The sequence below is a fragment of the Pseudonocardia sp. Ae505_Ps2 genome, assembly GCF_001932425.1.
Lineage (GTDB): Bacteria > Actinomycetota > Actinomycetes > Mycobacteriales > Pseudonocardiaceae > Pseudonocardia.
In genome coordinates this window covers 38,006-51,188 of sequence record NZ_MCIP01000001.1, presented here as the reverse complement: position 1 = coordinate 51,188, position 13,183 = coordinate 38,006, and the positions used below count along the sequence as shown (strand labels likewise).

Here is a 13,183-nt window from a genome sequence, read left to right as displayed (position 1 = left end):
ATGACCGACATGGACGGCGTCCTCGTCCGCGAGGGCACCATCGTCCCGGGGGCGGACACCCTGTTGTCGCGGCTGCGCGACAAGGGCGTCCCGTTCCTGGTCCTGACCAACAACAGCATCCACACCCCCCGCGACCTGCGCTACCGGCTGCAGGCCACCGGCCTCGACGTGCCGGAGGAGTCGATCTGGACCTCCGCGCTCGCCACGGCCGCGTTCCTCGGGGAGCAGCGCCCACAGGGCAGCGCCTACGTGATCGGCGAGGCCGGCCTGACCACCGCGCTGCACGACATCGGCTACGTCATCACCGACCGCAACCCCGACTACGTGGTGCTCGGCGAGACCCGCACCTACAGCTTCTCCTCGATCGCCACCGCGATGCGCCTGGTGGAGCAGGGCTCCCGGTTCGTCGCCACCAACCCCGACGCGACCGGCCCGTCGCCCGAGGGCATCCTCCCCGCGACCGGCTCGGTCGCCGCGATGATCTCCAAGGCGACCGGGGTCGACCCCTACTTCGTCGGCAAGCCGAACCCGCTGATGATGCGGGCCGCGCTCAACCGGCTCGGTGCGCACTCGGAGTCCACGGTCATGATCGGCGACCGGATGGACACCGACATCCTCGCCGGGCTGGAGGCCGGGATGCGCACGGTGCTGGTGCTCTCGGGGATCACCAAGGAGCACGAGATCGACCGGTTCCCGTTCCGCCCGAACCGGGTCGTCTCCTCGGTCGCGGACCTGATCGACGACGTCTGACCTGCGGGGTTGCGAACTACACCGATGTGGTTCACCCTCGAACGCATGTACGGAGAACTGGTGTCCTGGCAGCGGTGCGCCGCCTGCGGCGCGGAGGCCGAGCTCCCCGGTGACGAGACGGCGGGCGTCGCCGTCCCGTGCCCGGACTGTCCCGGCTCGATGACCGAGGAGTTCAGCTGGGACGCGGTCGCGGCCTGAGCGACCCGCTCAGATCTTGAACCCCAGCGCGCTGGGCTCGCCCCGGCGCAGCGCCGCGACGTGCTCGACGACCGTGGTCAGCGAGTGCAGGTCGTGGCCGTTGCGCATGGCCGAGACCAACGCGCGCTCGGCGGCCTCGATGCCCTCGGCGGTCTCGACGACCTCGGCGAGCCGGTCCGGCGCGGCGATGAGCAGCCCGTCGTCGTCGCCGCACACCAGGTCGCCCGGGCTCACGACGAGCCCGCCGAACGACACCATCTCGTCGACGGTGCCGGGGTCGCTCGTGCTGCCCGACGCCGGGCAGGTCCCGCGGGCGAACACCGGCAGCCCGATCCCGCGCAGCCCACGGATGTCGCGGACCAGCCCGTCGACGACGATCCCGGCCAGCCCGCGCCGCTTCGCCTCCGTCGCGAACAGCTCACCGGACACGGCGCGGTGACCACCGGCCCCGGCGACGACGAGCACCGAGCCGGGGCGGGCCGCGGACAGCGCCGCGAACATCGGCAGGTGGTCGTCCACGCACGAGACCGTCACCGCGGGGCCGGCCATCGACACGTCCGGGACCAGGGCCCGGATCGCCGGGTCCACCACGGGCAGCGACTTGTCGGCGTCGCACAGGGAGGACACCTGCAGCTCGCGCAGACGGTCGAGGAGATCGGGCATGGACGTCATCCTGTCGCACCTCCCGCCGTTGCGCGTCGTCGAGCGTCGGCGGCGCGCGCGGCGATCTCCGAGCGGCGCACCTTCCCGGCGTCGTCGCGCAGCGGGTGGTCGACGACGTCGATGCTCCGTGGCTGTTTCGCCCTGCTCAGGCGTCCGTCGAGGAACTCGCGGAGATCGTTCTCGATGCCCGGTTCGGCCTGCACCACGGCGTGCACGACGTGCCCGTAGTCGGCGTCGGGCAGCCCGACGACGACGGCGTCGCGCACCCCGGGGTGCGCGGTCAGCGCGGCCTCGACCTCGGCCGGGTACACGTTCGCGCCGCCGACGAGGATCATGTCCGAACGTCGGTCGGCCAGGTACAGGTAGCCGTCGGCGTCCAGCGAGCCCATGTCGCCGAGTGACTCCCAGCCGTCCCGCTCGCGCGCGGAGGCACCCAGGTAGTGGTACGTCGGCGCCCCGCCGGACCGCATCCAGATCTCGCCGGTGACGCCGGGGCCGAGCTCGCGGCCGTCGTCGTCGCGGACCGTGATCTCGCCGCGGGTGACCCGTCCGACCGAACCCGGGTGGGCCAGCCAGTCGCGGCCGTCGATCGCGGTACCGGCCTGGGACTCGGTGCCGGAGTAGATCTCGAGCACCGTCTCCGCGCCGACCCGGTCGATCCAGCCGCGCTTGACCTCCGGCGGGCAGGGCGCGCCGACGTGCAGCACGGTCCGCAGGGTGCTGAGGTCGCAGGCGGCCCAGTCCGCGTCGGGCAGGCGCAGCATCCGGCTCATCATGGTCGGCACCGCGTAGAGCCAGGTCACGCCGTACGCGGGGATCATCGACAGTGCCCGGGCGGCGTCGAACCGGCCCATGAGCACGACGTGGTGGCCCTGCAGCAACGCCATCAGCGTGAACATGAACGGGGCGTTGTGGTGCAGCGGTGCGGTGCAGCCGAACACGCCGTCGCGGTCGATGCGCAGCCCGTCGGCGCGGGCCAGGACCTGTTCGACGCAGGCGGCCTGACCGGCGACGATCACCTTCGGCGTGCCGGTCGACCCGCCCGAGGTGGGTGCCTTCCAGCTCGGCCCGATCACGTCGGGGAGCGGGCCGTCGGGGTACCCGTCGGCGTCGACCGGGGTGTCGACGACGAGCGCCGGCGCGGCGACCGCGAGCACCGCGTCGCGCTCGGCGGCGGGCAGCCGGGCCGACAGCGGCTGGGGCACCGCACCGATCTTCCACGCCGCGACCGAGCACTCGAGGTGCGCGGCGGTGTTCGGCAGCGCGATCGACACCAGGTCCCCGCGCCGGACCCCGCGGTCGGCGAACGCCCTGGCCAGGAGGTTGGTACGGGCGTCGAACTCCGCGCGGGAGCGCACCACGCCGGTACCGTCGGGGCTGTCCTCGGTGACCATGGGGCGGTCCGGGTCGGCGGCGACGAGCGCGCGCAGCCGGGCGGCGAGCGCGGTCGCGCCCGCGGGCACCTCGGGCTCGGGGAAGCGAGGTACGGGGGCAGGTGCGGTCATGCGGTCCTCCCGGTCGTTCCGGTGACGGCGGGGTCGAGCCGCTCGTCGTCGGGGACCGGACCGCGGGCGAGCACGTACCGGGCCGCCGCGAGCGAGACGAGCACGATCACCAGCGAGTACCCGACGACGGGCGCGATCGACCCGGTCGCGGCCAGCAGCGACTGCCCCACCAGCGGAGCGGTGCCACCGAACAACGTGCCGGCCAGCGCGTAGGACAGCGAGATCGCGGTGTAGCGCATCCGGGCGGGGAACGCCTCGGCCAGCATCCCGGCCAGGATCGCGTAGTACATCGTGTGCGGCAGCGTCGCGAGCGCCATGCCCAGCGCGGCCAGCCCGAAGCTCCCGGTGGAGATCAGCCAGAACATCACCGGGAACAGCGGGAGCTCGATCAGCAGCAGCGCGGTGACGACCGTCCGCGGGTTCCACCAGGTCGCCATGAACGCCCCGATCGGCTGCGTGAAGAACTGCACGGTGGAGCTGATCAGCACGACGTTGAGGAACACCTGCCGGTCGAATCCGAGGTCGTTGACCGCCCAGGACAGGGCGAACGTGTTCTTGAAGTACGCCGCCGCGGCCACCAGCGCGCACGCACCGACCGAGACGACCACCAGCGTGGTCCGTTCCCGGAGCAGCTCCGCGAGCGGGAACCGTGCCGTCGTGCCCCGTGCCCGCATCGCGACCAGCGCGGGGCTCTCCTCGATCCGCAGCCGGATCACCAGCCCGACGACGACCAGCGCCGCGGACACGAGGAACGGCACCCGCCACCCCCAGGAGAGGAAGGAGTCCTCCGGCAGCATCGCGACGAGCGCGAACGAGCCGGTGGCGAGCATCTGCCCGGCGGGGCTGCCCTGCTGGGCGAAGGCGCCGTAGAGGAGCCGGCGGTTCTTCGACGCGTGCTCCGAGGCGATCAGCACCGCGCCGCCCCACTCGCCGCCGACCGCGAGACCCTGCACCAGCCGGGCCACGACGAGCAGGACCGGTGCGAGGACGCCGATGTCGTCGTAGACCGGGAGCAACCCGATCGCGAGCGTGGAGACCCCCATCAGCAGCAGCGTCGCGACCAGGGCGGTCTTGCGGCCGAGCCGGTCACCGAGGTGGCCGAAGACGATCCCGCCGACGGGCCGGGCGAGGAACCCGACCCAGAACGTCGCGAACGAGGCCAGCACCCCCGCGGCGGGGGAGGCGTTCGGGAAGAACAGCGGCCCCAGCACCAGTGCCGCGGCGGTGCCGTAGATGTAGAAGTCGTACCACTCGATGGTGGTGCCGACGAACGAGGCGATACCCGCCTTGCGGCGCATCGACGGTGTGCTCGTGCTCAACCCGGTGCCCCCTTGCACTCGTCGCGCGCCCACGCCGTCGTGACCGCCGCCACGCAACGGTAGAACAGCATTGCGACGTCATCGGGACGCTCTGGCTTCCGTTCCTGTCGGGCGGTCGACATGATGGCGCGGTGGAGCTACGGCAGCTGGAGTCGTTCGTCCTCGTCGCCGAGGAGCTGCACTTCGGGCGGGCCGCGGCCCGGTTGCAGGTCTCGGGACCGCCGCTGTCCCAGCAGATCCGCCGGCTCGAACGGGAGGTCGGCACGACGCTGTTCGACCGGCACACCCGTGCCGTCGCGCTCACCCCGGCGGGCACGGCGTTCCTGCCCCGGGCCCGTCGCGCCCTCGCCGCCGCGGACGAGGCGAAGGAAGCCGCCCGCGAGGCGGCCGCCGGCGGGACCGGGTCGGTCCGGCTCGGGTTCGCCGGGCCCAGCTCGAACGCCTGGCTGTACCGGACCGCCCGCCGGTTCCGCGCGCACCGTCCCCGTGCCCGGCTGGTGCTGGTGACCGGCCGGTTCTCCGGTGAGCTGGCCGAGGACCTGCGCGCCGACCGGGTCGACGCCGCACTGATCCGCACCCCGGTCGACGCCGACGGCCTGGTCGTGCACGAGATCGACCGGCACCGGCTCGTCGCCGCGCTGTCCGAGGAGCACCCGCTCGCCGGGCGGGAGGTGATCGGCCTCGCCGAGCTGGCCCACGACCCGTTCGTCGCTTATCCGGCACGTCGGATGGCCGTCATGCGGACCTCGGTCGACGCCGCGTGCCTGCACGCGGGGTTCCTGCCGCGCATCGAGCAGGAGGCCCCCGAGACCCACACCCTGCTGTCGCTGGTGGGTGCCGGTGTCGGGGTGGGGCTGGCGCTGGAGGCGACGGCCGAGCTGCGCACGCCGGGGGTGGTACTGGTGCCGCTGACCGACCCGCCGGAGGTGCCGCTGGCGCTGGCGTGGAAGGCGGGCACGGTGAACCCGGTGCTGGCGGCGTTGCTGCAGGCGGCCGGTGTGGGTGGGGCGGCCGTGCGGGGTGTCGGGTCGGGCTGACACCCCGCACGGCCGTTCTGCCTGCTCAGCCGCCGACGCCGGCCCGGGCCATGTAGTCGATCATCGCCTGGTCCGGGCCTCCCGCCGCGGCCACCTCGCCGGGGTTCTCGTCCCGCAGCCGGTACAGCTGCCGGCGCAACGACTCGTCGCCGTGGTGGAAGGCCGCCAGCAGCTCCGACCACCGCGCCGCGAGCGCCTGCACGCGCGGCTCCGACGGGTCGGTGCCGGCGTCCATCTCGGCCCGGACGGCGGCGATCAGCCCCGGCCACGCGGCCGCGGTCGTCTCGCCCTCGGCACGTCGCGCCCGGAGCGCGGCGACCTGCTCGGGAGTGAAGTACTGCGCGAAGGTGTCGTTCACCCTGCTCACCTCGTCGATCATCATCAACACGTCCGACGGGTCGGGGTCCGGAGCCTCCCGGAGCCGGTCGACGACCGCCGCGAGCGTGCCCCGCAGGGCGTGCAGCGCGGCCAGTCTTGCGTCGACCTGGTTCAGGTGCGCGGTGAGGACCTCGGCAAAGGACCCCGACGACAGCAGCCCGCCGATGGCGTCCAGCGGCAGCCCCAGCTCCCGCAGAGCGACCACCTGGTAGACGCTGCGGACATCCTGGTCGTCGTAGACCCGGTGACCCGAGGACGTCCGTGCCGACGGCACGACCAGTCCCCGCTCCTCCCAGTGGTGCAGGGTGCGCACCGTCAGCCCGGTCGCCCGGGCCAGCTCGCCGACCTTCACCCCGTGCCCCTCCCCGTCGCACCGCCACGTCGTGGCGGCATGATGGACGGTGCCGCCTCACGTCGCGTGAGGTGCAAGCCCCGACCGGCACCGTTCTGCCGCGACACGCCGGACTTGGCGACACGCCGGTCACGAATTCACCCCCGCGGGTGGTCGGGCTCCGTCCACGGGTCGGGCATCCCGTCACGCTTCGCGTCCGTCGCCCCGTCCGTGGGGACGGAGGGTGTCCGGCGTCCAGGACGAACCCGTTCCGTCCGGTTCACACCACACGTTCGGTACCCGTGGTGACCGTGTCACCCGGTGGTGTCGTTCGCGTATCCCCGCCGGTGAGCACCTGCCTACTGTCCGCTTGCCGTGACGCACAGGCGTCCCGGTGGTGCTCACGGGAATCGTGAGGCACGTCCGTCCCACCGGACACGATCGGGGAGAACGACATGCGCAGGAAGCTCGCGGTCACCGGCGTCGCCGTCATCGCCACCATGGTGGCCTTCAGCCCGCTGGCGTCGGCTGCGCCCGCGCCGAAGGACGACGACGGTGACTCCTTCGTCCAGGACGTCGGCAACACCAGGGGCGACCAGTTCGGCCTGGTGAACCTGGACGACGTCAACGTCCTCAACAACGCGAACATCTGCCCGGGCATCAACGCGACCCTGGGCAACGTCCTCGGGATCCTCGGTGGCGGCGCGGCCCAGACCCGGGACAACCCCACGAAGTGTGACTGACCCGCACACGCCTCCGCCCCCTGCACCCCGCCGCCACGGGGTGCAGGGGGCGGTTCCGTGCCGGGGTGGGATCAGTGGAAGACGTAGTCCGACGGCTCGACACGGCGGGTGCGCTCGTCGTACTCGCGCATGTAGCCGGGCCAGTTGGTGACGATCCGCCCGGTGTCGTCGCGGTACCAGGAGTCGCACCGGGTCCACGCGGTGCCGGGGAACCGGGCCTGGATCTCCTCGTCGTAGGCCCGCTCGACCTCGGGGCGGACCTCCATGCCGGACGCGCCGCGCCGGGCCGCCTCCTGCAGGGCCTCGCGGACGTAGCGGACCTGGTGCTCCAGGTACCGGATGATCGAGCCGCCCGAGGTGTTGGTGTTGGGGCCGTAGAGCACGAACAGCGACGGGAACCCGGGCACGGTCATCCCCAGGTAGGCGTGCGCGCCGTCGGACCACTCGGTGCGCAGCGACCGCCCACCCGGACCACTGATCTCCATCGGGAACATGAAGTCGGTCGCCGCGAAGCCGGTGCCCCAGATGATGGTGTCGACCTCGTGCAGCGTGCCGTCCTCGGTGCGCACCCCGGTCGGCTCGATCGCGGCGATCCGCGACGTCTCGACCTCGACGTTGGGCCGCTGCAGCGCGGGCAGCCAGTGTGAGCTGAACAGGATGCGCTTGCAGCCGAAGGTGTAGTCCGGCCAGACCTTGCGGCGGACCTCCGGGTCGCGCAGCTGGGCCCGCATGAACAGCGTCGACCAGAGCCGCCCCAGCCGTCCCCAGGTGGCGGGGTGGCGGATCATCAGCGTCAGCGTCTCGCAGTACTCGGTGATGAACCGACGGCGCGCGGCCTGCAGGCCGGGCACCCGGGCGATCGCGGCCCGCCACCACGCCGGGAACCTCCGGTTCCGCCGCGGCAGGAACCAGTTCCCGGATCGCTGGAACACCGTCATGTGCCCCACCTCGGGGGCGATCGCCGGCACGAACTGCACGGCGCTGGCGCCGGTCCCGATCACGGCGACGCGGCGTCCGCGCAGGTCGTGGTCGTGGTCCCAGCGCGCGGAGTGGAACATCGTCCCGGTGAAGGAGTCGACTCCGGGCAGGTCGGGGGAGACCGGCCGGTTGAGTTGCCCGGTCGCGACGATCAGCACGTCGCAGGTCCAGGTGCGGCCGTCGTCCGCGGTGACCGTCCACGGTCCGTCGGCCTCGTCGCGGCGGGCGTCGACGATCCGCACACCGGTCTGCACCAGCTCGTCGATCCCGAACTCGGCGGCGACGCCGCGCAGGTAGGCCAGGATCTCCGGCTGCGGTGAGCAGAGCCGCGACCAGTCGGTGCGCTGGGCGAACGAGTACGAGTACAGGTGGCTCGGGACGTCGCAGGCCGCGCCCGGATAGGTGTTGTGCAGCCACGTGCCGCCGATGCCGTCGGCGGCGTCGACGATCGTTACGTCGCGGATGTCGTGGGCGCGCAGCTCGATCGCGGCAGCGATGCCACCGAATCCGGCGCCGACGATGAGAACGCTCGGTGCGTGCATGGGACCTCCCTGTCGCCGCCGGTCACGGTAACGATCGCCCGCGGGGCCCCGGGGGCCCGTCCCGGCCCGCGCGGGCCGTCTGCCACCTCACATTCCGGACACGTGCGGGGCGGCGCGGATCGGAGCACAGTGGAGGGTGAGAGGCCGACACCGGGCCGGCCGGGAACGGAGCACAGTGATGAGCACCGTCGTCGTCGGCGTGGACGGATCGGACGCGGCCCTGGACGCCGTCGCCTGGGCGGCTCGCGAGGCCGCCACCCGGCACGCCGACCTGCTGCTCGTACAGGCCTTCGACGTGGCCCGTCTCTACGCCGACGCCGCCGTCGCACCCCTGCTCGACGACGTCGAGACCTCGATCCGCGAGGAGTCCCGCGCGACCCTCGACGCGGCCCGGCACACCGCCGCGCAGGCCGCACCCGAGGTCGCGGTCGACCTCGCGGAGGACCGGCGGGCGCCGTCGACGGCGCTGGTCGAACGGTCCGCCACGGCCGAGCTGCTGGTGCTCGGGTCCGCCGGGCGCGGTGCGATGGGCACCGCGCTGGGATCGGTGACCCTGGCGGTGGCCTCGCACGCCCAGTGTCCGGTCGTCGTCGTGCGCGACACCTCGTCGGAGGGACCGGTGCTGGTCGGCGTCGACGGTGGTCCGCTGTCCGACGCGGCCCTGGAGCACGCCTTCGCCGCGGCCTCCGAGCACGGCACCGGCCTGGTCGCCCTGTACGCCTGGCACGACGGCCGCTCCCCGGCACTGCGTGCCGCCGGGGTCTTCGACCGGTTGCGCGACGCCGAGGAGCGCGCGCTCGCCGAGCGGCTCGCGGGCTGGTCGGAGCGCTATCCCGACGTCGCCGTGGAGCGGGTGATCGAGCGCGAGGAGCCGGGGCGGGCGCTGGCCCGGCGCAGTGGTGCGGCGCGGCTGGTCGTCGTCGCCACCCGGGGTCGTGGCGGGTTCACCGGGCTGCTGCTGGGGTCGACCGGTCTGGCCCTGGTCCAGCGTGCGGACTGCCCGGTGATGCTGGTCGGTCCGGCCGCCGCGACGTGAGCGCGGCGCCCCACGTCGGGTGCTCTCCTCAGCCGTGGTGGCGGTAGTCGACGATCGCCCGGTCGGTGCACGCTCCGCAGTCGGCGCCGACGAACTGTGCGGCGGCGGCCGTGTCTCCGCGCAGCTGGTAGTCCAGCCAGGCGGTCAGCAGACCGCGGAACCGGCCTCCGTCGGGGAGCGGCTCGAAGTGGCCGACCCCGGCGAACTCGGCGTAGGCCGCCTCGACCTGGGGGGTGTTCTCGTAGAACGGCTCCACGATCAGCTCCGGCTGCACCGTCGTGTCCCGCTCGCCCGCCAGGTACAGGATCGGGCCCCGGATGCGCTGCGGCACCGCCAGCGGCCCCGGCTGCACGGCGACGGTGGTCGTGATCAGCGGGTCGGCCGCGGCGACCATCGCACCGGCGCCCCCTTGCGAGTGCCCGGTGGCGGCGATCGCCGAGGTGTCGACCCGCTGGTAGTAGGGGCTGCCGGGGTCGGCGTCGGCCCGCACGAGCGTGCGCGCGCCCGCGAGCATCTCCTGCCCGCTGTTGGCCAGCGGGGTGTTGGCGGCGGTGACGAGGTAGCCGTGCGAGGCGAGGTGGATCAGCAGGCCCCGGTAGACGGCGGGGATGCCGCCGGTGCCGTTGCCCCAGGTCACGACCGGGTGCCGGGTGCCGGGTGGACCGAGGTCGGCGGGCCGGAACACGGTGTGGGTCGCCCCGATCTCCTCGGTGACCTCCTCCGGACCCGGCGCGCTCCAACGGTCGATCGGAGCGGTCGTGGTCGTGGTCGCGGTGTGTGCGATCCGACCGGTCGCGGCGGTCGCGGGCTGTGCGGCCGCGACCGGGCCGAGCAGGGCGCCGACGCACAGCACCGCGGTGAGCAGGGGAGTGACACGCACGCTTGTTCCTCCGTCGGGTGATGCCGGGCGCGACCGTGATAAGCAAAGATAGCCAACGTTACTTATACGGTCGAGTGTGGCCTGCCGTACATGGACCACCCAGTAGGGTGGCGAGGTCGAGCGGAAGAGGTGACGGTCGCGGTGGCAGAGTCGGTGTCGGACGCGGTGGGCGCGGAGCGCACACCGACGACGATTGCGGAGGGTGTGTTCTTCACGACCCCACCCGCCCTGCCCCGAGGTCGACACCGGCTCAGCCGCGAGGAGGTCTACACCAAGCGCCGGGAGCGGATGATGATCGCCGCGACCGAGCTGCTGGCCGGCGACGGCTACCGCAACATCGGCGTCCGCGAGATCTGCGCCCGTGCCGGGGTGTCCCTGACGGCCTTCTACGAGGTCTTCTCGGACAAGGACGAGTGCATGTTCGCGGCCTTCGACCGGTTCGTGAACGTGATCGTCGGCGGCTTCGCCGAGGTCCACTACCGCTCCGACGACTGGACCTCGATCATCCGGCACTTCACGCTCGTCTACCTGGACCTGCTGGGCCGCGACATCGTCGTGGCCCGTGCCTTCCTCGTGGAGCTCGAACCGCTGGGCCGGGAGGCCCGGCACCGGAACCGGCTCGCGATGCAGGGCATCGCGGCGCTGCTGGAGGTGCGCCGCCGGGAGTGGGCGGGCGGTGTCGAGGACGATCTGGAGTCCGAGGTGTTCCTCGTGGTCGTCTACGCGTTGCGTCAGCTCGCGGTCGACATCCTCGACGCCCCGAACCCGTCCTTCGACGGCTGCGCCAACCGCTGGACACCCTGGCTCGCCCGTCTGCTGCCCCCGCCGACCGGGTGAGGCCGCGGTCGGTCGGACGCGCACCTCAGCACGCATGCTCGAGGAACCAGGCGTAGGTGTCGGCGAGCCCGTCGCGCAGCTCGACCGTCGGCTGCCAGCCGAGTCCCCGGATCCGGGTGGTCTCCAGCAGCTTGCGGGGCGTCCCGTCCGGACGCCGTCGGTCGGGCACGATCAGCCCCCGGAAGCCGACCACGCCCGCGATCATCGCGGCCAGGTCGCTGATCGCCACGTCGAACCCGCTCCCGACATTGATCGGTTCGGGATCGTCGTAGTGGTCGAGCAGGTGGATCACCGCGCTCCCCAGGTCGTCGGCGTGCAGCAGCTCGCGGCGCGGCGTGCCCGAACCCCACAGCTCGACGGTGCCCGCACCGTGGCGCTCGGCGTCGTGCAGCCGCCGGATCAGCCCGGGGACCACGTGTGAGTCGTGCGGGTCGAAGTTGTCCCCCGGCCCGTAGAGGTTCGTCGGCATCGCCGAGATCCACGGCAGCCCCAGCTGGTTGCGGACCGCCCTGACCTGCATCAACCCGGCGATCTTGGCGACGGCGTAGGCCTCGTTGGTGGGCTCGACCGAGCCCTGCAGCAGGCTGGACTCCCGGATCGGCTGCCCGGCGAACTTCGGGTAGGCGCACGACGAGCCGAGGAACAGCAGCCGTCGGACCCCGGCCCTGGCCGCCGCGTCCATCACGTTGACCTGGATCTGCAGGTTCTCGGAGATGAAGTCCGCGGGCCGGGAGCTGTTCGCCAGGATGCCGCCGACCCTCGCCGCGGCCAGCACCAGCGCCGTGGGACGCAGGTCGAGCAGATGCTCGAACACCGCCGCCCGGTCGCGCAGGTCGAGCTCGTCGCTGGTGGCACCCACGACGTCGGTGAACCCGGCCGCCTGCGCGGCCCGGACGACCGCGGAGCCGGCCAGACCGCGTCGCCCGGCCACGTACAGGCGTGCGTCACGAGGCAGCATCGAGACCCTCCACGACCAGGCGGGTCGCACGCGGAGCGGGCTGCTCGGCGTCGACCATGATGCGGGCGAGTTCCGGGGCGGTGACCCGGGGCGTCCACCCGAGCTCGTCGTGGGCCTTGCCCGGATCCCCGACGAGCGCGTCGACCTCGGAGGGGCGGAGGTAGGACCGGTCGAACCGGACGTGCTGGCGCCAGTCCAGGTTCACGTGGTCGAAGCAGAACCGGGCGAAGTCGCGGACGGTGTAGGCGGTGCCGGTGGCGAGGACGTAGTCGCCGGGCTGGTCGGCCTGGAGCATCCGCCACATGCCCTCGACGTACTCGGGTGCGTAGCCCCAGTCCCGGACGGCGTCGAGGTTGCCGAGGTGGAGGTGTTCCTGCAGGCCCGCGGAGATGCGGGCGGCGGCGCGGGCGATCTTGCGGGTCACGAAGGTCGGCCCGCGTCGGGGGGACTCGTGGTTGAACAGGATGCCGTTGACGGCGTAGATGCCGTGCGCCTCGCGGTAGTTGCGGGTGATCCAGTAGCTGTAGACCTTGGCCGCACCGTAGGGGGAGCGGGGGTGGAAGGGCGTGTACTCGTTCTGCGGCGGCGGACTGGCACCGAACATCTCCGAGCTGCTGGCCTGGTAGAAGCGGCAGTCGAGCCCGACCATGCGGATGGCCTCGAGCAGGCGGGTGGTGCCCATGCCGGTGGTGTTGCCGGTGAACTCGGGTTCGTCGAAGGAGACGCGCACGTGGGACTGGGCGGCGAGGTGGTAGATCTCGCGGGGGTGGATCTTCTCGATCAGCGTGACGAGCCGGGAGGCGTCGGTCAGGTCGCCGTAGTGCAGGAACAGCCGGGCATCGGGCTCGTGCGGGTCCTGGTAGAGGTGGTCGATGCGGCTGGTGTTGAAGGTGGAGGCGCGGCGGATGAGGCCGTGCACCTCGTAGCCCTTGGCGAGGAGCAGCTCTGCCAGGTACGAGCCGTCCTGGCCGGTGATGCCGGTGATCAGCGCGCGGGGCGGGGTGTGGGACATCGGGACTCCTGAAGGG

The 13,183-nt window shown here is 72.6% G+C and carries 14 protein-coding genes; 6 read left to right on the top strand and 8 right to left on the bottom strand.

Annotated elements, in window-relative coordinates:
* Positions 1-9 precede the first annotated feature (9 nt).
* Together Ae505Ps2_RS00235 and Ae505Ps2_RS31695 are read left to right on the top strand one after the other, a co-directional pair.
* Positions 10-750 (top strand): HAD-IIA family hydrolase, encoded by a 741-nt coding sequence (locus Ae505Ps2_RS00235; RefSeq protein ID WP_198932332.1) that lies wholly within the window; start codon positions 10-12, stop codon positions 748-750.
* A 45-nt stretch (positions 751-795) separates the two neighbouring features.
* Positions 796-948, top strand: a complete 153-nt coding sequence (locus tag Ae505Ps2_RS31695; RefSeq protein WP_158071523.1) for a hypothetical protein — start codon at positions 796-798, stop codon at positions 946-948.
* Positions 949-957: 9 nt separating this feature from the next.
* On the opposite strand, the gene Ae505Ps2_RS00230 is transcribed toward Ae505Ps2_RS31695, so the two are convergent.
* Genes Ae505Ps2_RS00230 through Ae505Ps2_RS00220 form a run of 3 tightly spaced genes read right to left on the bottom strand, consistent with a single transcriptional unit; the run spans position 958 to position 4,435 of the window.
* Positions 958-1,611 carry an RraA family protein gene (locus Ae505Ps2_RS00230; protein WP_020626095.1) on the bottom strand — a complete coding sequence of 218 codons (654 nt, stop codon included), beginning with the start codon at positions 1,609-1,611 and terminating at the stop codon, positions 958-960.
* 5 nt (positions 1,612-1,616) lie between these two features.
* Positions 1,617-3,116, bottom strand: coding sequence for an AMP-binding protein (locus Ae505Ps2_RS00225; RefSeq protein ID WP_083695193.1), 1,500 nt, complete (start codon positions 3,114-3,116; stop codon positions 1,617-1,619).
* Positions 3,113-4,435, bottom strand: a complete 1,323-nt coding sequence (locus Ae505Ps2_RS00220; RefSeq protein ID WP_084786172.1) for an MFS transporter — start codon at positions 4,433-4,435, stop codon at positions 3,113-3,115. The genes Ae505Ps2_RS00225 and Ae505Ps2_RS00220 overlap by 4 nt, the downstream gene beginning before the upstream one ends.
* Before the next feature lie 131 nt (positions 4,436-4,566).
* Between Ae505Ps2_RS00220 and Ae505Ps2_RS00215 the strand changes: the two genes are divergently transcribed.
* Positions 4,567-5,472 (top strand): LysR family transcriptional regulator, encoded by a 906-nt coding sequence (locus tag Ae505Ps2_RS00215; protein WP_075310788.1) that lies wholly within the window; start codon positions 4,567-4,569, stop codon positions 5,470-5,472.
* A 25-nt stretch (positions 5,473-5,497) separates the two neighbouring features.
* Here the strand turns inward: Ae505Ps2_RS00215 and Ae505Ps2_RS00210 are convergent, their stop codons facing one another.
* A complete protein-coding gene (locus Ae505Ps2_RS00210; protein ID WP_075310790.1) occupies positions 5,498-6,202 on the bottom strand; it encodes a MerR family transcriptional regulator in 705 nt (234 codons plus the stop codon).
* Positions 6,203-6,636: 434 nt separating this feature from the next.
* On the opposite strand from Ae505Ps2_RS00210, the gene Ae505Ps2_RS00205 reads away from it, so the two are divergent.
* Positions 6,637-6,924, top strand: a complete 288-nt coding sequence (locus Ae505Ps2_RS00205; RefSeq protein WP_020627158.1) for a hypothetical protein — start codon at positions 6,637-6,639, stop codon at positions 6,922-6,924.
* 71 nt (positions 6,925-6,995) lie between these two features.
* On the opposite strand, the gene Ae505Ps2_RS00200 is transcribed toward Ae505Ps2_RS00205, so the two are convergent.
* The gene (locus tag Ae505Ps2_RS00200; RefSeq protein WP_075310792.1) at positions 6,996-8,444 is read right to left on the bottom strand and encodes an NAD(P)/FAD-dependent oxidoreductase; all 1,449 of its coding nucleotides are present in this window, start codon (positions 8,442-8,444) and stop codon (positions 6,996-6,998) included.
* Between the two features lie 178 nt (positions 8,445-8,622).
* Between Ae505Ps2_RS00200 and Ae505Ps2_RS00195 the strand changes: the two genes are divergently transcribed.
* A complete protein-coding gene (locus Ae505Ps2_RS00195) occupies positions 8,623-9,480 on the top strand; it encodes a universal stress protein (protein WP_075553307.1) in 858 nt (285 codons plus the stop codon).
* A gap of 28 nt (positions 9,481-9,508) precedes the next feature.
* On the opposite strand, the gene Ae505Ps2_RS00190 is transcribed toward Ae505Ps2_RS00195, so the two are convergent.
* A complete protein-coding gene (locus Ae505Ps2_RS00190) occupies positions 9,509-10,360 on the bottom strand; it encodes a hypothetical protein (protein WP_083695190.1) in 852 nt (283 codons plus the stop codon).
* A 141-nt stretch (positions 10,361-10,501) separates the two neighbouring features.
* Here Ae505Ps2_RS00190 and Ae505Ps2_RS00185 point away from each other — a divergent pair, with 141 nt between their 5' ends.
* Positions 10,502-11,197, top strand: a complete 696-nt coding sequence (locus Ae505Ps2_RS00185; protein WP_158071522.1) for a TetR/AcrR family transcriptional regulator — start codon at positions 10,502-10,504, stop codon at positions 11,195-11,197.
* A gap of 25 nt (positions 11,198-11,222) precedes the next feature.
* On the opposite strand, the gene Ae505Ps2_RS00180 is transcribed toward Ae505Ps2_RS00185, so the two are convergent.
* A complete protein-coding gene (locus Ae505Ps2_RS00180) occupies positions 11,223-12,155 on the bottom strand; it encodes a GDP-L-fucose synthase (protein ID WP_075310794.1) in 933 nt (310 codons plus the stop codon).
* On the bottom strand, positions 12,142-13,167 hold the full coding sequence (gene gmd, locus Ae505Ps2_RS00175; protein ID WP_075310796.1) for a GDP-mannose 4,6-dehydratase: 1,026 nt from the start codon (positions 13,165-13,167) through the stop codon (positions 12,142-12,144). The genes Ae505Ps2_RS00180 and gmd overlap by 14 nt, the downstream gene beginning before the upstream one ends.
* Between the last annotated feature and the right edge of the window lie 16 nt (positions 13,168-13,183).